At 50.4% G+C, this 17,944-nt stretch carries 12 protein-coding genes and 1 pseudogene; 10 read left to right on the plus strand and 3 right to left on the minus strand.

The annotated features are described in order from the left end of the window. Positions 1-147: 147 nt before the first annotated feature. Together NE473_RS26955 and NE473_RS26960 are read left to right on the plus strand one after the other, a co-directional pair. Positions 148-1,974: pseudogene (locus NE473_RS26955) on the plus strand (YodL domain-containing protein); the annotation flags it as partial. 1 nt (position 1,975) lies between these two features. Further along, positions 1,976-2,191 carry a transposon-transfer assisting family protein gene (locus NE473_RS26960; RefSeq protein ID WP_002576226.1) on the plus strand — a complete coding sequence of 72 codons (216 nt, stop codon included), beginning with the start codon at positions 1,976-1,978 and terminating at the stop codon, positions 2,189-2,191. Positions 2,192-2,287: 96 nt separating this feature from the next. On the opposite strand, the gene NE473_RS26965 is transcribed toward NE473_RS26960, so the two are convergent. After that, positions 2,288-3,055 (minus strand): hypothetical protein, encoded by a 768-nt coding sequence (locus NE473_RS26965; RefSeq protein WP_256265439.1) that lies wholly within the window; start codon positions 3,053-3,055, stop codon positions 2,288-2,290. Between NE473_RS26965 and NE473_RS26970 the strand changes: the two genes are divergently transcribed. The 6 genes from NE473_RS26970 (at position 3,054) to NE473_RS26995 (ending at position 12,970) form a co-directional block, all read left to right on the plus strand. Then, positions 3,054-3,398 carry a TnpV protein gene (locus NE473_RS26970; RefSeq protein WP_432764160.1) on the plus strand — a complete coding sequence of 115 codons (345 nt, stop codon included), beginning with the start codon at positions 3,054-3,056 and terminating at the stop codon, positions 3,396-3,398. The genes NE473_RS26965 and NE473_RS26970 overlap by 2 nt on opposite strands. Further along, positions 3,347-11,059 (plus strand): helicase-like domain-containing protein, encoded by a 7,713-nt coding sequence (locus tag NE473_RS26975; protein WP_502802851.1) that lies wholly within the window; start codon positions 3,347-3,349, stop codon positions 11,057-11,059. Before NE473_RS26970 ends, NE473_RS26975 begins: the two co-directional genes overlap by 52 nt. 1 nt (position 11,060) lies before the next feature. After that, entirely contained in the window at positions 11,061-11,879 is an 819-nt protein-coding gene (locus tag NE473_RS26980; RefSeq protein ID WP_256265440.1) for a DUF3848 domain-containing protein, read from the plus strand. 2 nt (positions 11,880-11,881) lie between these two features. After that, entirely contained in the window at positions 11,882-12,220 is a 339-nt protein-coding gene (locus tag NE473_RS26985; protein WP_004800182.1) for a plasmid mobilization protein, read from the plus strand. A gap of 151 nt (positions 12,221-12,371) precedes the next feature. Then, complete coding sequence (locus NE473_RS26990) at positions 12,372-12,674, plus strand: hypothetical protein (RefSeq protein WP_215687094.1); 303 nt, start codon at positions 12,372-12,374, stop codon at positions 12,672-12,674. Next, a complete protein-coding gene (locus tag NE473_RS26995; RefSeq protein WP_008728403.1) occupies positions 12,671-12,970 on the plus strand; it encodes a CD1845 family protein in 300 nt (99 codons plus the stop codon). The genes NE473_RS26990 and NE473_RS26995 overlap by 4 nt, the downstream gene beginning before the upstream one ends. 74 nt (positions 12,971-13,044) lie before the next feature. Here the strand turns inward: NE473_RS26995 and NE473_RS27000 are convergent, their stop codons facing one another. After that, complete coding sequence (locus tag NE473_RS27000; RefSeq protein WP_256265441.1) at positions 13,045-14,457, minus strand: ATP-binding protein; 1,413 nt, start codon at positions 14,455-14,457, stop codon at positions 13,045-13,047. 126 nt (positions 14,458-14,583) lie between these two features. Here NE473_RS27000 and NE473_RS27005 point away from each other — a divergent pair, with 126 nt between their 5' ends. Then, on the plus strand, positions 14,584-15,996 hold the full coding sequence (locus NE473_RS27005; RefSeq protein ID WP_256265442.1) for a relaxase/mobilization nuclease domain-containing protein: 1,413 nt from the start codon (positions 14,584-14,586) through the stop codon (positions 15,994-15,996). A 222-nt stretch (positions 15,997-16,218) separates the two neighbouring features. Here NE473_RS27005 and NE473_RS27010 read toward each other — a convergent pair whose 3' ends face one another. After that, positions 16,219-16,575 (minus strand): helix-turn-helix domain-containing protein, encoded by a 357-nt coding sequence (locus NE473_RS27010; protein WP_116704857.1) that lies wholly within the window; start codon positions 16,573-16,575, stop codon positions 16,219-16,221. Positions 16,576-16,869: 294 nt separating this feature from the next. On the opposite strand from NE473_RS27010, the gene NE473_RS27015 reads away from it, so the two are divergent. Beyond that, on the plus strand, positions 16,870-17,841 hold the full coding sequence (locus NE473_RS27015; RefSeq protein WP_044921512.1) for a helix-turn-helix domain-containing protein: 972 nt from the start codon (positions 16,870-16,872) through the stop codon (positions 17,839-17,841). Positions 17,842-17,944: the final 103 nt, after the last annotated feature.

The raw sequence follows: 17,944 nt of genomic DNA on the forward strand, positions 1-17,944 counted from the left end.
GAAGATGAAATGGCAAGACTTTGTGGATTGCGCTAACGAATAATGCTCATCTTTTAGTAGAAAGACGTCTTATTTCTCAGCATTCTTTAAAATGATTAACATTTTGGAATGCTGAGTATAACGCTTCAAATGTTAATATTTCCATTTGAAGCGGAAAGCATCTCCTATGCGGTCTGCAAGTATTTTGGCATCGAGACCGGAGAAAACAGCTTCGGCTATATTGCAAGCTGGAGCCAGGGCAAGGAGCTGAAAGAACTGAGAGCCAGTTTGGAGACCATCAACAAAACCTCCGGCACTTTGATCTCCGACATTGAGCGCCACTATAAGGAAATCTGCAAAGAGCGCGGAATCGACCCTCATGCAAAGGTAGAGCCGGAACCCGCCCCGATAGAGCAGCCAGAAGATGCCGCTAAGGTATCTGATAGACAGCAGACCGGCGATCTGACCTACTATGTAGCAGAGTGCATGGAATTTCCAAACCTCGGAGAATACCACGATAACCTGTCTTTGGAGGAAGCAATCCGCATTTATCAGGAGATTCCGGCAGAACGAATGAACGGGATCAAGGGCATTGGTTTTGAGCTGAAAGACGGAAGCGACTATGAAGGACCTTTTCCGATTTTGACCGGCCAGACCATTGACCTGGACACCATCCAGGCAATCGACTATTACCGTGATAATCCTCTGGTGCAAAAAGCGGTAAAGGAACTGGCTGCGGCAATGCCGGAAATGGAAGTGCTGGGGGCGGACGCCAACCAGCAGGAGGCTTTGTTTCTGATTGACGATGCCACCTATCTTCATATCCAGTCCTGTGACAACGGCTGGGACTATACCCTTTACGATGCCGCGTCCATGAAAGAGCTGGATGGTGGTCAGCTGGATATGCCGGAGATTTCTCGCATGAAGGCAGTTCTCCAGATTTGTGATGACAACGATTTGGGCAGAGACTCTGTAAAATACGCACCGTTGTCCATGATTGAGACCTTGCAGGAAGCTGTTTACCAGCAGATGCAGGCAGAGGCCAGTCAGATGGCTGCTTCTTCCCAGCTGCCGGAAGCACAGGAGCAGGCACTGGATGAATACCCCATGCCTGATGAGCAGGTATCCACACCGGATATGCAGGAATACGGCTACTTCTATGATGGGATGCTCCCTGTCACCAGAGAACGGGCGCTGGAACTGGATGCCGCTGGTTTGACTGTCTATGTGCTGCATGAGGACAATACGGAGAGTATGGTATTTGACTCGCAGGAAATCATGGATCATGGCGGACTTTTCGGTGTGGACCGTGAGGAATGGGAGAAAAGCCCTCAGTTCCACGAAAAGGTCATGGAGCGTCAGGAACATCAGCAGGAACGCGAACAGGCATTTCTATCCCAGAACAGAGATTGCTTTGCCATCTATCAGGTGAGCCGTGACGATCCGCAGAATGTGCGCTTTATGAATCTGGACTGGCTAAAGTCCCATGATATTTCCATAGAGCGCAGCAATTATGATCTCATTTACACTGCTCCGCTGAGGGAGTCTGGCACGGTACCGGAGCAGCTGGAAAAACTATATGAGCAGTTTAATCTGCAAAAACCGGCGGATTTTCACAGTCCTTCTATGAGTGTCAGTGACATCGTTGCGATCAAGCAGGATGGTAAGGTATCCTGTCATTACTGTGACAGTGTTGGTTTTACCCAGATCCCCGGATTCCTGCCAGAAAATCCGCTGAAAAATGCGGAGATGGCCGTGGAGGATGATTACGGCATGATCGACGGTATCATCAACAATGGCGCAAAAGAGCCTACGGTGGCAGAGCTGGAACAGCAGGCCCGCAGCGGTCAGTCCATTTCCCTCATGGATTTGGCTGCCGCTGCCCATCGGGAGGAACGGGAAAAGAAAAAGTCCGTCATGGAGCAGCTGAAAAGCCAGCCCAAGGCAGAACACAAAAAGACAGCGCCAAAAAAGAGTGCGGAAAGGGAGATTTGATATGGGAAACTTTACTTTTGAGGAAATGAACCTGATGTGCATTTACAATACCGGTAGCCGCACCGGATTGATCGACAGCCTACGTGAGATGCGCGGCGAGCTGGCCCCGGAGGAAACCGAGCTGCGGGAGTTGACAGACAGCGCACTGGGCAAGCTCCAGGCCATGAGTGATGCCGAGTTTGCCGAGCTGGAGTTGTATCCGGATTTTGACCAGTAAACACCATAATCGCAGGGATGGGGTGGCAATATGCCACCCCACCTTTTTACCCCAAAACTGAAAGGAGGACAGAACACTATGCCAACCAAAGCTGAACTATATGCACAGATGGCGGAGAAGGTAACAACGCAGCTCACGGGGAGCTGGCAGGAATGGGCAGGGTTTCTCACCACTGCTTCCCGCCTTTACAAGTACCCGTTCCACGAGCAGCTGATGATCTATGCCCAGCGACCGGACGCCACCGCCTGTGCGGAGTACGATTTGTGGAATGAAAAGATGGGCCGGTATGTAAGGCGCGGTTCCAAAGGGATTGCTCTGGTGGACGATTCCGGTGATAAACCCCGTTTGCGCTATGTGTTCGACATCACGGACACCGGGACCCGTGAACATTCCCGCACTCCCTGGCTGTGGCAGCTGGAGGAGCGCCATCTGGATTCCGTGCAGGTCATGCTGGAACGCACCTATGATGTTTCCGGTGATGACCTTGCCGGACAGCTCACTGAGGTAGCCGGAAAACTGGCTGAGGAATACTGGACGGAGCATCAGCAGGACTTCTTCTATATCGTTGACGGTTCCTTTTTGGAGGAATATGATGAGTTTAACATCGGAGTGCAGTTTAAGGCAGCCGCCACCGTCAGCATCACTTACGCTTTGATGTCCCGCTGCGGACTGGAGCCGGAACACTACTTCGACCACGAAGATTTTATGGCGATCTTTGATTTCAACACCCCGTCCACCATCGGGGCGCTGGGAACAGCGGTCAGCCAGATCAATCAGCAGGTGCTGCGGCAGATCGGCGTTACCGTCCGAAATGCAGAGCGCGAAGCCAACCAAGAAAGGAGCAAACAAGATGAACAATCCCATGACCTATATCCAGAACGGAGACTATCTGATTCCCGACCTGAAGCTGAGCCAGCAGCCGGAGAAAACCCTGGGCAAGTACGGCAGGATGAGGAAAACCTACCTGAAGGAACACCGTCCCATCCTCTACAACCAGATGCTGATGAGCGAGAAGTTGTACCAGCACCTTCTGGAGATCGACGAGACCGCCCAGAGCAGACTGGAGCAGATGATGCCCCAGCTGGCGAAAGAAGCGGGAGCCACCGAGCAACTGAAAGCCAGCGATCCCATGAAGTGGGTGGGGCTGATGAACACTTGCAAAGCCCAGGCAGAGGAGATCCTGATGGCGGAGCTTATCAACAGCTGACCCTAAACCTGTTCCTTTCCGAAGCGGAACAGATCCAATCCATAGATGAAGCAGAGAATGTAGCGCATACATCCTCTGCTTTTTCTTTTGCCCAAAATGACATCGACCATGTGCTGCGTTTGGGCGGCAATACAGACCGTCAAAGGGAGCGTGTGGTTGCAGCCTTTGAAAAGCAGAAAACCACCGCTGAGATTACCGAGATACTGAAAACGCTGTACCACGGCGGCAATGGCCTTGGCAGTGTGAGCGCATGGTATGCCGAGGATGGTATCCATCTTTCCCATGGGAAGTCTGTCCGTTATGACAGGTCTGCCCAGGTCATTTCCTGGGAGAGCGCCGCAGAGCGTATCGGGGAGCTTTTGGAAAGTGGTCAGTTTGCCTCCAATGTGGAGCTTGCAGAAGCGGCAGGCTATGAACGCTCCCTCCTTGCAGAAAAGCTCTGGTATCTGTATCACGATCTCAGTGAGGGTGCCAGAGAAGCCGGATATTTGTCCTGCCTGTCAGAGATCAAAGGCAATGGTTTCCCGGAGGAGACTTGCCGCCTGACGGAGCAGCTGAGTGACCCGGCTTTCCGCCAGACCCTCAAGGAAGAATACGCCGCCTTCTGGACTGCCTATCAGCAGGACCGTGACCTGTTGCGTTTTCACTATCACAGACCAAGGGAGATCTGGGAGAACCTGAAGGACCTTGACCTGCCACGCAGGACCTTTTCTTCAGACCTTTCCCAAGTGCCAACCGTTCAGCACTTCATTACCGAGGATGAGATCGACGCCGCTATGACCGGCGGCAGCAGTTTCGCCGGAGGAAAAGGCCGTATCTATGCGTTCTTCATGGCAAACCATACGGATAAGGAGAAAGTGAGATTCCTCAAAGACGAGTATGGCATTGGCGGACGCTCTCATGCCCTGTCCGGCGCAACACACAGCGGTGAAGATCACGATGGGAAAGGACTGCACTATAAAAAGCAGGACTGCCCGGATGTTCACTTGAACTGGGAAAAGGTTGCCAAGCGCATTACCTCACTTGTCCAGAAAGACCGCTATCTTACCGAACAGGAACAGGCACAGTATGACAAGATCCAGTCTGAACAGGAACTGGCCGAAGAAGATGCCATTCAAGCCCAGCAGCCGGAGATGGATGAAGAAACACCAAAGCCTACCCTTGGGGAGCAGTTTGAGCAGTATAAGCCTGTGGTGACTGCCGCCATTTCTGAGGATACCGCATACCGCAATGCCTGCGGTCATTCTGACCGTGAAAATGCTGTCATCGAGGGTAATGCCGCTGTGCGCCGTGCAGTCCTTGGTTCTAAGGATATGGAGCTGATCCGACTCTATTCGGATGTGCCGGAGTTCCGTCAGCGTTTACACCGGGAAGTGATCGACGAGACCTATCCAAAGCTCCATGAGCTTCTGCGCCCTCTTTCTCAGGAAGATATTGATACTGCCCTTTGTGCATGGAACGGCAATATCGAGAGTAAACACGCTGTTGTCCGCTATATGAAAGACCATGCAAGAGAAAAAGATACCGCCGCATGGCTGGCTCAGGAATACGGCGGCAGTAACAGCAACAGCCTGTTCGTTGTCCGTGCCGGCAGCCCGGAGGAAACGCAGCTGCCCTGGCCGAAGGTACAGCGCCGGATTGCCCAGCTCATTCAGGAGGACCGGTTCTATACCGAAGAAGAACAGGACCGTTTTGACGACATCGACCCCATCGCCATCCGGGAAGCTCTGGAAGAAAGAGGGATCGTCAACGGCCAGGTGGCAGACACGGAAAAACTGGACAATGCCCCGTTTATCCAACAGGTGATGTCAGATGCCGAGCAGATCGCAGATGCCGAGACAGAGCAGACTTCCAAAGTTTCCATTTCCGATGAGGAATATGACGCAGTTCGCCGCCCAATTCCGCAAAGAACCTCCTATGAGCCAGCCGCCCCGGTCTATGCCGTGGGCGATACCGTGTATATCGAGGATGACGTCTATCAGATCACCGAGCTGCGGGAGGACACCGTACAGCTTCTGCCCACCGGGATGGTATATCCCATCTACCGGGCAGAGCGCAAAGAACAGTTTGAGCAGCTGCTTCGGGCAGACCGCCGCAATGCTTACTATACCGAGTTTCTTCCTATTGACCCGGACAAGGCAGATCAGGACTTGCGGGATGTATTGGCTCATGGACTGATGGATGAAGCGGATAAAAAGCAGATTTCCACGCTGCTGCAATCCGGCAGGAGCAACAGCGAGATCGCCTACTGGCTGAGCAGAGCCTATTCCGGTGAGATCGAGACACTGAATCTGGAGACTGGCGATATTGCCGATTACCGTACCACGGCACAGGGCATAGAACTGGAAGTCCTGGACGCAGAGGAAAAGCGTCTGGCTATGCTGTATTTCCGCTGGGATGAGGTTGCACCTTTGCTGCGCGGGATGTATGCCCGTCAGCAGGACGGTTTTGGACAGGAACAGCCCCAACCGGCTGCCGAATCCCCGACCTTCCATTCCGAGACCGTGGCCGTCTATCCGGGCGATAAGAACAATCTGCCTTATGATGTGGTGGTGGAACGGCTGCATATCGAGGAGCCGGAGCCACCAGCGCCTGTGACAGAGCCGGAGAAAACTTTTGAGGAAGTGCTGGACGAACACCCGGTTTCCATTCAGGTCAATGGCCAGTGGCAGACCTTCCCCAATGCCAAAGCTGCCGAGGAAGCCTCCTATGAGGAATACAAGGCTAACCTGCGCCGCAATGCAAAAAACTTCCGCATTACCGATGAGCATTTGGGCGAAGGCGGTCCGAAAGCCAAGTTCCAGGCAAATGTCAATGCGATTCGTTTGCTGAAAGAGCTGGAAGCTGCCGGACAGCAGGCAAGCCCCGAACAGCAGGAGGTTCTTTCTCGATATGTGGGCTGGGGCGGTCTCTCTGATGCGTTTGACCCGGAGAAACCGGCATGGGCTTTAGAGTATGCCCAGCTAAAAGAACTGCTGACCCCGGAGGAATATGCCGCCGCCAGAAGCTCTACCCTCAACGCCCATTACACCAGCCCTACGGTCATTCAGGCCATCTATGAAGCGGTGGACCGTATGGGATTTGAGACCGGAAATATTCTGGAGCCGTCTATGGGTGTGGGCAATTTCTTCGGTATGCTGCCGGAGGGAATGCGAAACAGCCGTCTGTACGGCGTGGAGCTGGATTCCATCAGCGGACGGATTGCAAAGCAACTCTATCCAAAGGCGGACATCACAGTAGGCGGCTTTGAGACCACCGACAGGCGTGACTTCTTTGACCTTGCCATCGGCAATGTGCCGTTCGGTCAGTATCAGGTCAACGACAAAGCCTACAACAAGCTGAATTTCAGTATTCATAACTATTTTTTTGCCAAAGCACTCGACCAGGTGCGTCCCGGCGGCGTGGTAGCTTTTGTGACCTCCCGATATACCATGGACGCCAAGGATTCCACCGTGCGCCGCTATCTTGCCCAGCGTGCTGAGCTGCTGGGTGCTATCCGTCTGCCCAATGATGCGTTCAAAAAGAATGCCGGTGCCGAGGTTGTATCGGACATCATTTTTCTCCAAAAGCGGGACCGTCCGCTGGACATCGTGCCGGAATGGACTCAGACCGGACAAACGGAGGATGGGTTTGCCATCAACCGGTATTTTATTGACCACCCGGAAATGGTGCTGGGCAGACAGGAGCCGGTAAGCACTGCTCATGGTATGGACTACACTGTGAATCCTATCGAGGGACTGGAGCTTTCCGACCAGCTGCATGATGCCGTGAAGTACATTCATGGCACTTATCAGGAGGCAGAGCTGCCGGAGCTGGGCGAAGGCGAAGCTATTGACACCTCCATTCCTGCCGACCCCAATGTGAAGAACTATTCCTATGCCATTGTAGACGGGCAGGTGTACTACCGGGAAAACAGCCGTATGGTGCGCCCTGACCTCAACGCCACCGCCGAAGCCCGTGTAAAAGGTCTTGTGGGACTGCGTGATTGTGTGCAGGAACTGATCGACCTTCAGATGGATGCAGCGGTTCCGGACAGCACCATTCGGGAGAAGCAGGCGGAACTGAACAGCCTCTATGACAGCTTTTCTGCCAAATACGGTCTCATCAATGACCGTGCAAACCGTCTGGCCTATGCAGACGATTCTTCCTATTACCTGCTCTGTGCGTTGGAAGTCATCGACGAGGACGGGAAACTGGAACGTAAGGCAGATATGTTCACCAAGCGGACCATCAAGCCCCATCAGGCGGTGGCTGTGGTGGATACGGCAAGTGAAGCACTGGCGGTGTCCATCTCGGAAAAAGCCTGCGTGGATATGGACTATATGAGCCAGCTTACCGGAAAAACAAAAGAAGAACTGGCCGGAGAGCTGCAAGGCGTAATCTTCCGTGTACCGGGACAGTTGGAGCAGGACGGAACGCCCCATTATGTGACTGCTGATGAATACCTCTCCGGCAATGTACGCCGCAAACTGCGTCAGGCGCAACGGGCCGCACAGCAGGACCCGGTTTATGCAGTCAATGTGGAAGCTCTTACCGCCGCCCAGCCCAAAGACCTGGATGCGTCGGAGATTGAGGTGCGTCTGGGCGCTACCTGGATCGACAAAGAGTACATCCAGCAGTTTATGTACGAGACCTTCAACACCCCGTTTTATCTCCAGCGCAGTATCGAGGTCAACTATTCTTCCTTTACTGCTGAATGGCAGATCAAGGGGAAATCTTCCGTATCCTACAACGATGTGGCAGCCTACACCACCTACGGAACCAGCCGTGCCAATGCCTACAAGATTTTGGAGGACAGCCTGAACCTGCGGGATGTCCGTATCTATGACACCATAGAGGACGCAGACGGAAAAGAGCGCCGCGTGCTGAACGCCAAGGAGACCACCCTGGCGGCCCAAAAACAGCAAGCGATCCGGGAAGCCTTTAGGGACTGGATCTGGAGAGACCCGGAACGCCGCCAGACTTTGGTGCGCCAGTACAACGAAGAAATGAACTCTACCCGTCCCCGTGAATATGATGGCAGCCACATCACTTTTGGAGGGATGAACCCGGCCATTACCCTGCGGGAACACCAGAAAAGCGCCATTGCCCATGTGCTGTATGGAGGAAATACCCTGTTGGCACATGAAGTAGGCGCAGGCAAAACTTTTGAGATGGTGGCCGCTGCTATGGAAGCCAAACGCCTGGGCTTGTGCCAGAAATCTCTTTTTGTGGTTCCAAACCACCTGACCGAGCAGTGGGCGTCGGAGTTTCTGCGTCTCTATCCTTCCGCCAATATCTTAGTCACCACCAAAAAGGACTTTGAGACCCATAACCGAAAGAAGTTCTGCGCTCGTATTGCGACGGGTGATTATGATGCCATCATCATGGGACACAGCCAGTTTGAGCGTATCCCCATCAGCCGGGAGCGTCAGGAACGGCTTCTCTATGAGCAGATCGACGAGATCACCGAGGGGATTGCAGAGGTACAGGCCAGTGGCGGCGAGCGTTTTACCGTCAAGCAGCTGGAGCGTACCAGAAAGTCTCTGGAAGCCAGACTGGAAAAGCTGCAAGCCGAGGGACGAAAAGACGATGTGGTGACTTTTGAGCAGCTGGGTGTGGACCGTTTGTTTGTGGACGAGGCCCACAACTATAAAAACCTGTTTCTATACACAAAAATGCGGAATGTGGCTGGTCTTTCCACATCGGATGCGCAGAAATCCTCCGATATGTTTGCCAAGTGCCGCTATATGGATGAGGTCACCGGAAACCGAGGTGTGATCTTTGCCACCGGCACCCCGGTCAGCAACTCCATGACCGAGCTTTACACCATGCAGCGTTATCTTCAGTATGAACGCCTGCAAGAACTGAACATGACCCACTTCGACTGCTGGGCTTCCCGATTTGGAGAGACCGTCACAGCATTGGAGCTGGCACCGGAAGGCACCGGCTACCGGGCAAGAACGAGATTCAGCAAGTTCTTTAACCTGCCGGAGCTGATGAACCTGTTCAAAGAAGTGGCCGACATTAAGACTGCCGATCAGTTGAATCTGCCTACCCCGGAGGTGGAATACCACAACATCGTGGCGCAGCCTACCGAACATCAGCAGGAAATGGTCAAGACCCTTTCGGAGCGCGCATCGCTGGTACACAGCGGAACCGTTGACCCGTCCCAGGACAATATGCTCAAGATTACCTCGGATGGCCGTAAGCTGGGCCTGGACCAGAGAATCGTCAACCAGATGCTGCCGGATGAACCTGGCACAAAGGTCAATCAGTGCGTGGACAACATCATGCAGATCTGGCGGGACGGCAAAGCTGACAAGCTGACCCAGCTGGTGTTCTGCGACATTTCTACACCGCAGGCAAAAGCTCCTGCAAGCAAGGCGGCGAAAACGTTGGATAATCCACTGCTTCACGCATTGGAAGGCGCTGTGCCTCTGCCGGAGCAGGAACCGGTCTTTACGGTATATGATGATATTCGTCAGAAACTCATTGCCCAGGGGATGCCTGCCGACCAGATCGCTTTTATCCATGAAGCCAATACCGAAGTGCGAAAAAAGGAGCTGTTCTCTAAAGTCCGTACCGGTCAGGTGCGTGTCCTTTTAGGAAGCACCGCAAAGATGGGCGCAGGCACCAATGTGCAGGACCGTCTGGTGGCACTTCATGACCTGGACTGTCCGTGGAGACCGGGAGACCTTGCCCAGCGCAAGGGCCGTATCGAGCGCCAGGGTAACCAGAATCCTCTTGTCCATGTGTACCGCTATGTGACCGAAGGAACCTTTGACGCATACCTCTGGCAGACGGTGGAGAATAAGCAAAAATTCATCAGTCAGATCATGACTTCTAAATCGCCGGTGCGCTCCTGCGATGATGTGGACGAAACAGCACTTTCCTTTGCCGAGATCAAGGCTCTGTGTGCCGGAGATCCCCGTATCAAGGAGCGTATGGATTTGGATGTGGAGGTATCCCGCCTGAAGCTGATGAAAGCCGACCACCAGAGCAAGCAATATCGTCTGGAGGACCAGCTGCTCAAATACTTCCCGGAGGAGATTGAAAAGCACAAAGGTTTTATCAAGGGCTTTGAATCCGATCTGGAGGTTTTGGCAGCTCACCCGCACCCAGAGGACGGCTTTGCCGGTATGGAGATTCGTGGAGACCTGCTGACCGATAAGGAGAACGCTGGTGCAGCTCTTTTGGATGCCTGCAAGGAGGTCAAAACCTCCGATCCGGTGCAGATCGGCAGCTACCGGGGTTATGCCATGTCCGTGGAATTTTCCGCCTGGAAACAGGAATATACGCTCCTGCTGAAAGGACAGATGACCCACCGGGCAACCCTTGGTACAGACCCTCGCGGAAATCTTACCCGTATCGACAATGCCCTCGCCCAGATGCCCCAGCGTCTGGAGGCGGCAAAGGCCCAGCTGGATAACCTCTATCAGCAGCAGGCTGCCGCAAAGGAGGAAGTCGGAAAGCCATTCCTTTATGAAGAAGAACTGAGAAGCAAAAACGCCCGTCTGGTGGAGTTGGATACCCTGCTCAACATCGACGGAAAGGGGCAGGCACACACCGAGTCTGTTGTTGCCAAAAGCACACGGCCTTCGGTGCTGGATACCCTAAAACGCCCGGTGCAACCCCGTAGTACAGACAAGAAACCAAAACAGCATGAGGAGGTGCGATAACATGAATACTAACGATCTGAATACAGCCCTTTATGAAAAGATGGCTGCCGAACAGGACAAGTTCCGGGACTGGCTGAAAAGCCAGCCCCCGGAAGAAGTCTTAAACCATGCCTATGAGTACACCATCCGCGAGGACATCGTGATGGCAATGGAGGAACTGGAGTTGACCGACACCCAGGCTCAGGCACTTTTGGAATCTCCCTCTCCGCTGGCGGATGTGTACCGCTATTTTGAAAAGCTGGAGACCGGCTATATGGATGTGATCCGGGACAGCATTGAAAGCCGTGCCGACGATGTGTGCAGAGCCAAAGAGGAACTGCGAACAACACCGGTCTATCCCCATTCAGCTTCCTATGCGAGAGAACATGGGGAGCTGGAGCAGTACCGAGCTTCCAACAATGTAAATCTCCAATGCAAGGAGTCCATTGAAGCGGCGGTGCGGGAACACTTCGACGGAATGTATCTCAGCCACGATGCGGCAAAGGGTGTGATTGAGACCTATGGCATGGAGCGTGTGTCTATGGTTCTGTCTAACACGGTCCAGCTTCAGGACTGGGATGGGCGCTACTCCCGACGCAACAAAGAATGGGCCAAGACCATTCCCAACGATAATCCAGAAACCGTCCGTTGTGGTTATGCCTTAAACAGCCACCCTGCTGTTTTGAATGGTTTTATTGATCTGGTGCGTGAAGAACAGCAGCGTAGCCGTACCCAGAGAGAAAAGCTGGAACCGTCCCGTCCCTCAGTACGGGATAAGCTCAAACAGGAACTGCCCGCCCATAAGTCTGCCGCCCCGAAAAAACGGGAGCCGGAGCGATAACCATGGCAAAGCGCAAGCGAGATGTGCCGGTTTTGTTTTGGGTGTCCGCAGAAGAACTGGAACTGATCCATCAAAAGATGCAGCAATACGGGACAGAAAATCTGAGTGCTTATCTGCGGAAAATGGCGCTGGATGGTTATGTGGTCAAACTGGATCTGCCGGAGCTGAAGGAGTTGGTTTCCCTGATGCGCCGAAGCAGCAACAACTTAAATCAGCTGACCCGCAAAGTGCATGAGACCGGGCGGGTTTACGATGCTGACTTGGAGGATATATCCCAGCGGCAGGAACAGCTATGGGAGGGTGTGAGTCAAATCCTTACTCAGCTTTCTAAACTTTCATAACAGGGATAGATACTCCATTTGCGGAGGGAGGAACGGCGTTTCTTCGCCGCACCTTCCTCCGCTTTTTCTTTTTGGCGGTATCCTTGTTTTTTGCCTGTCCGTACCGGATAATATGAGTAGAATAAAAAGTGAAGCAAAGGAGTGAAAATAGATGCTGACCTTTGAAAAGGTGCTGGAGATTTTTGCGGATTACCTGACCGCAGACGAGACCATAGAAGTTTATATCAGCCGCCACGGATGTGTAAGGGTTGAATTTGACCAGGATTTTCACTATTGCTCTGGCGAGGTGTGCCATACTCCCAAGGAACTGTTCAATCTCTTAGCTGATGATTACCGGACTTATGTGGAGATTGAACTGACCAAAGGCAGACGGGAGTTGACGGAAGATGATGAGAGAGAAGCGGATGCCCTGTGCAAACGGCATCTGGAGCGTTGGAGGGAGGAACTGGAATGAAGATTTTGAAATGCTTGCTGATGATTGTAACTGCACCGGTCGTTTTGGTGTTGACGCTTTTTGTCTGGCTCTGCATGGGGCTGATCTACATATCTGGTCTGGTGCTTGGTCTGCTCAGCACGGTAATTGCTCTACTTGGCGTGGCTGTGCTTATTACCTATTCCCCGCAGAATGGTGCAATTTTGCTGATTATGGCATTTTTGATTAGCCCGATGGGACTGCCGCTGGCTGCGATCTGGCTGCTGGGAAAGGTGCAGAGTTTGAAATTTGCGATTCAGGATTGGGTGTATGGGTAAATGATGTGAATATAATTTGGAATGAAAAAGAAGCAGGACAATGGGAGATGAGACCCAATGCCCTGCTTCTCTGTTTATTCGGAACGAACTGTAATATATTTTTGATTGCGACTTTTAGGTTTATCGGGAATAGTCATTTCTAATTGCCCGGATTCTAAAAGCGGATTGATATGCTTCAAAGTGAAGTTTCTTAAATCTTTGAAGCCGCAAAATACTGCAAGCTCTTTCTTGGATTTTGGTGTTGTGCAAAAAGCCAAAATCTGTTTGGATACCGTTGATAGTTCAATAACTTGGTGGGTAACTTGGTGGATAACTTGGTGGGCGTCACCCTCTAAGTTGTAGTTTACATTTTTCAAGATGACTCTGAAATCTGTCGCTGTTGAGGAAAATTCGGGCTTATATGCCTCTGTGTATCCAGGCAGCTTTTCGGTTTCACTGACGATTTTGCGTAGGCCACTTCCACGGCGTTCCATGTACTTCATGCGATGGAACAGGTCAGCAATCACAGGGTTTCGCCGCATGGAACGGATACTGTAAATATCATATTCCTGAATTGATCCACCGCCAAACATACCGCCCGGAGATGTGATTTCCACCCGATCATCAAACATATCAATATGGATTTCGCTGCCAAGCACAATATAATCACGATGGATAAGCGCATTGACAAGAGCCTCTGTCACAGCTCGTTCAGCATAATCCGGTTTGTCTACACGATACTGTGCCTTTTTGACAAAACGGACTTTGGAATTATTGCGAATAAATTCACTGCCGCTGTTCAGTAAATAAATTAAATTTCCCTCGTATTCTTTATCGTCCAGCGCATCATCAAAGATAGAGCCTTTTTCCAAGCCATTCCACCGGGTACAGAACATACGGGAGTTATAAACCGTGTGCTGATCGGTCATGAGTTTTCCGGCATTGGTCAGGAGTCCATTTTTATCAGTCAAACCAAAGGAAACATAATCGGATGGCTCAAAGCGGAGACCGGTCCGTTCCAGATAGGTTGCTTCCAGAAGTGTAAAGCTGTAATCCTTTTTTACCGCGTCTGTTGTTAGGGTATCAAAGGACTGATTGGTTCCCTTTAAGATCAATTCATTCACAATGTAATCAGGGGCAATTACGCTTTCATTTCCAACACGGATATATGCCTCCATCACGCCGTCTGCCTTGTAATAATATGGGGTGCTACGGCCAGGAGAAACCTCCAGAGCTAATAGATTTTTACCATCTTCCTGTAATGGTTTTAAGATAAACTGAGGTAATGGTGTGATACGTTCTTTAATTAAGCGGCTGATCGCCTCAGCATCCTTTTGAACATCGGACAAGCCGATAGGTTTCCGGTCATCAGAGATTCCGAAAAACAGAGTGCCGCCGATTCCATTGGAAAAGGCACTGACACTTTTTAACCAGCTTTTTGGCTTTTTTATTTCGAGAGCAACTTTGAAATCACATTCTGTTGCTTCAGCAATGAGCTGTTCTATCATAGAAATCCCTCCTTTGAGGTTGTAGAAAGTTCTTTTTTATTATACCCAGCGGAGAAAGTTATTGCAACGATAGAAGCAAAGAGTTCAGCGAAAACAAAAATATTTATGAGAGGAGGGCCTTCTATTATGGCAACTACAAGAATTATGCCGCTTCATGTCGGCAAAGGCCGCACAGAGAGTCGGGCGATCAGTGACATCATCGACTATGTGGCCAATCCAAAGAAAACAGATAACGGCAGGCTCATTACCGGCTATGCGTGTGACAGCCGGACTGCGGATGCAGAGTTTCTTCTGGCAAAGAGGCAATACATTGCCGCTACCGGACGAGTGCGCGGCGCGGATGATGTGATCGCTTACCATGTGCGCCAGTCATTCAAACCCGGTGAAATCACGCCGGAGGAAGCAAACCGCCTGGGCGTGGAATTTGCCAAGCGGTTTACCAAGGGCAATCACGCCTTTGTGGTCTGCACCCACATAGACAAATCGCACGTTCATAATCACATCATCTGGTCGGCGGTCAATGCAGATTGTGACCGAAAATTCCGCAACTTTTGGGGCAGCACCAGAGCCGTCCGGCGCTTGAGCGATACCATCTGTATCGAGAACGGATTGTCCATTGTGGAGGACCCAAAACCCCACGGAAAAAGCTACAACAAGTGGCTGGGCGAACAGGCCAAGCCCTCCCATCGGGAACAGCTGCGTGTGATGATTGACAACGCATTATCACAAAGTCCTGCTGACTTTGAAGAACTGCTGAAGCTGTTGCAAGAGTATGGTTGTGAAGTCTCAAAGCGCGGAAAATCGTATCGACTGAAACTCTCTGGTTGGGAGAAAGCCGCCCGCATGGACAGTCTGGGCGAAGGATATGGATTGGAAGATTTGCGGGCAGTTCTCTTAGGGAAGAAAGCACATACCCCGCGAAAGAAAACAGTCACACAGGCAGAGCCGCCGAAGATCAATCTGCTGGTGGACATTCAGGCAAAATTGCAGGCTGGAAAAGGTGCTGGCTATGCTCGATGGGCTAAAGTTTTTAATCTGAAACAAATGGCGCAGACCATGAATTACCTGTCAGAGAACAATCTGCTGGAGTATGCGGTTTTGGAAGAAAAGGCTGCGGCTGCCACGGCACATCACAATGATCTTTCGGCGCAGATCAAAGCGGCTGAAAAGCGCATGGCAGAGATCGCTGTTCTGCGTACTCACATCGTAAATTATGCCAAGACCCGTGAGGTCTATGTGGCATACCGCAAGGCGGGTTACTCTAAGAAATTCCTGGAAGAACATGAGGAAGAAATTCTGCTCCACCAGGCTGCTAAGAATGCCTTTGATGAGATGGGAGTCAAGAAGCTTCCCAAGGTCAAAGAGTTGCAGACGGAGTACGCGAAATTGCTGGAAGAAAAGAAAAAGACCTATGCCGAGTACCGGCGTTCCCGTGAGGAAATGCGGGAGCTTTTAACGGCAAAGGCCAATGTGGATCGAGTGCTGAAAATGGAGGTAGAACAGGATGTTGAAAAGGAAAAAGACCACGGCCAGCGGTAAGCTGGTCCTGGTCAAAAGCGTTCGCAGAACGCGCAGCCACAGAATGAAATTCTGTGTTCAAAGGGGCTTGGGGGCGTTGCCCTCAACAAGCAAGCGGAGAGGAAAATCACGGAGGGATTTTCTTCTCTGCGGGCCTGTGTGTATTAACACAGGCATTGCTTGCCTCTTTTCTCCGAAAATGAAAAAAACCAGTGAGAGAATCGTTAAATTTCACTCACTGGCTCAATTCGTTTCAAATTTTTCGGACAACTCTGTCAGTTCTTTCACCGTTTCCTGGGTGTGATGCAGCAGGGTGTCACGCATTTCTGGCGGACAGCTGGAATAAAGCATTTTCATCTGATTGACACCTTCATCTTCCAGAGAAATATCTGGATTTATAAGCGTATCTAAAGAGATGTGCAGGACCTTTGCCAATGCTCTTAAAATCAAATAGGAAGGATTCATTTTTCCCTTTTCGATATTGGCGATTTGCTTTACAGAAACATGGCTCAGATCAGAAAGTTCCTGCTGTGTCAGTTCTTTATTCTTTCGGGCTTCCCGCATTTTTTGCCCTAAAGCAGTTAAATCATCAATCGGCATAATCGTTCACCTCAAGAATATTGTATCGTTCCGGTTTACACAAAGGAATAACCTTATTATGCTGACGAATAGGAATGATTATACCGAAGTTAAACATTGCAAATAGATTTTTATTAAGGTATGGTTAGTTTACAAAAGAGTGCATAAAAAGAGAGGAATAAAAATTTTATATGAGTTATGATATCGAGAATCAACACGCATACTTCAAAATTCAAAAAACATCCATGGACTGCGGCCATGAAAATATGCTATACTAACCGTGGTTTGCTTATGCTAACCAGGGAGGAAATACAAATGAGCGAACAGCAATTTACAGACTTTTTTGATCCGGAAATTCAAAAAATTGTCAGCGAAGATGGCTGCTCCATTTACAGAATGAAAAACGTAACTGGAGAGGGTGTTATCACTCGTTATGAAATTCTTCCGGGTATTGAATTATTCTATAATGATTTTCACATGAGCGATGGACAGAATCAAAACAAGCTTCCGCACTCTGATGTACTTGAAATCAATCATTGCCGGGAGGGACGTTTTGAATGCGAATTTGCTAATGGAGATTATCAGTATGTCGGTGCTGGCGATCTTGCAATTAACCGCCTGACAAACGAAACTACATCAACTTACTTTCCGTTGTCGCATTATCACGGCATTTCTATTACCATTGATCTGCCTACGGCAGATCAAACTATGAAGCGGATAGAAAGTGTGATTGGAGGTCTGAATATAGATGTCTTTTCGATTGCAGATAAGTTTTGCAAGAATGATACCTGCATTGTATTAAGAACTCAAAGCGAAATTGAACATATTTTTTCGGAACTTTATCGGGTGGAGCCTCGGATGATCGCTTACTATTTAAAAGTGAAAGTGTTGGAATTGCTGATGTTTCTGAATCAGGTTTCGCTTCAGGATTACCAGGAAGAACGAAGATATTTTGCAAGAAATCAAGTACAAACAATAAAGAAAATGCAGGAATATATGACAGCTGATCTTCGCAACCATTATACTTTGCAGGAGTTATCAGAAAAATTTGAAATTCCTCTTACCTCAATGAAGGTTTGCTTCAAGGGCGTTTATGGGTGTTCTATTTATGCTTATATGAAATCCTATCGTATGCAGGCTGCCACGATCTTGCTTCGGGATACTTCTGACAGCATAACAGAAATTGCGGCTAAAATGGGATACGATAATCCAAGTAAATTTTCCGAAGTATTCAAAAAGGAATTTGGAGAACTGCCTTCCGAGTTCCGAAAAAAGTTGTCCAAATAGAGGATGTTTGGTCTTTTTAGAGTGGCGGCAAAATACCAGATACAATATACTATCATCTGTACTAGCAGATGATTTAAGAGCGTCGTGCAGACGCTCTTTCTTT

Origin of the sequence: Hungatella sp. SL.1.14, from assembly GCF_024460495.1 — a bacterium.
Classification (GTDB): Bacteria; Bacillota; Clostridia; order Lachnospirales; family Lachnospiraceae; genus Hungatella; species Hungatella hathewayi.

What these genes read in the sequence shown, in the direction of transcription:
- NE473_RS26970 (WP_432764160.1), top strand. Translation starts at nt 3,054, where the DNA reads ATGACCTATATCCAGAACGGAGACTATCTGATTCCCGACCTGAAGCTG.
- NE473_RS27000 (WP_256265441.1), bottom strand. Translation starts at nt 14,457, where the DNA reads ATGATAGAACAGCTCATTGCTGAAGCAACAGAATGTGATTTCAAAGTT.
- NE473_RS26980 (WP_256265440.1), top strand. Translation starts at nt 11,061, where the DNA reads ATGAATACTAACGATCTGAATACAGCCCTTTATGAAAAGATGGCTGCC.
- NE473_RS26960 (WP_002576226.1), top strand. Translation starts at nt 1,976, where the DNA reads ATGGGAAACTTTACTTTTGAGGAAATGAACCTGATGTGCATTTACAAT.
- NE473_RS26965 (WP_256265439.1), bottom strand. Translation starts at nt 3,055, where the DNA reads ATGGGATTGTTCATCTTGTTTGCTCCTTTCTTGGTTGGCTTCGCGCTC.
- NE473_RS27010 (WP_116704857.1), bottom strand. Translation starts at nt 16,575, where the DNA reads ATGCCGATTGATGATTTAACTGCTTTAGGGCAAAAAATGCGGGAAGCC.
- NE473_RS26990 (WP_215687094.1), top strand. Translation starts at nt 12,372, where the DNA reads ATGCTGACCTTTGAAAAGGTGCTGGAGATTTTTGCGGATTACCTGACC.
- NE473_RS27015 (WP_044921512.1), top strand. Translation starts at nt 16,870, where the DNA reads ATGAGCGAACAGCAATTTACAGACTTTTTTGATCCGGAAATTCAAAAA.
- NE473_RS26995 (WP_008728403.1), top strand. Translation starts at nt 12,671, where the DNA reads ATGAAGATTTTGAAATGCTTGCTGATGATTGTAACTGCACCGGTCGTT.
- NE473_RS27005 (WP_256265442.1), top strand. Translation starts at nt 14,584, where the DNA reads ATGGCAACTACAAGAATTATGCCGCTTCATGTCGGCAAAGGCCGCACA.
- NE473_RS26985 (WP_004800182.1), top strand. Translation starts at nt 11,882, where the DNA reads ATGGCAAAGCGCAAGCGAGATGTGCCGGTTTTGTTTTGGGTGTCCGCA.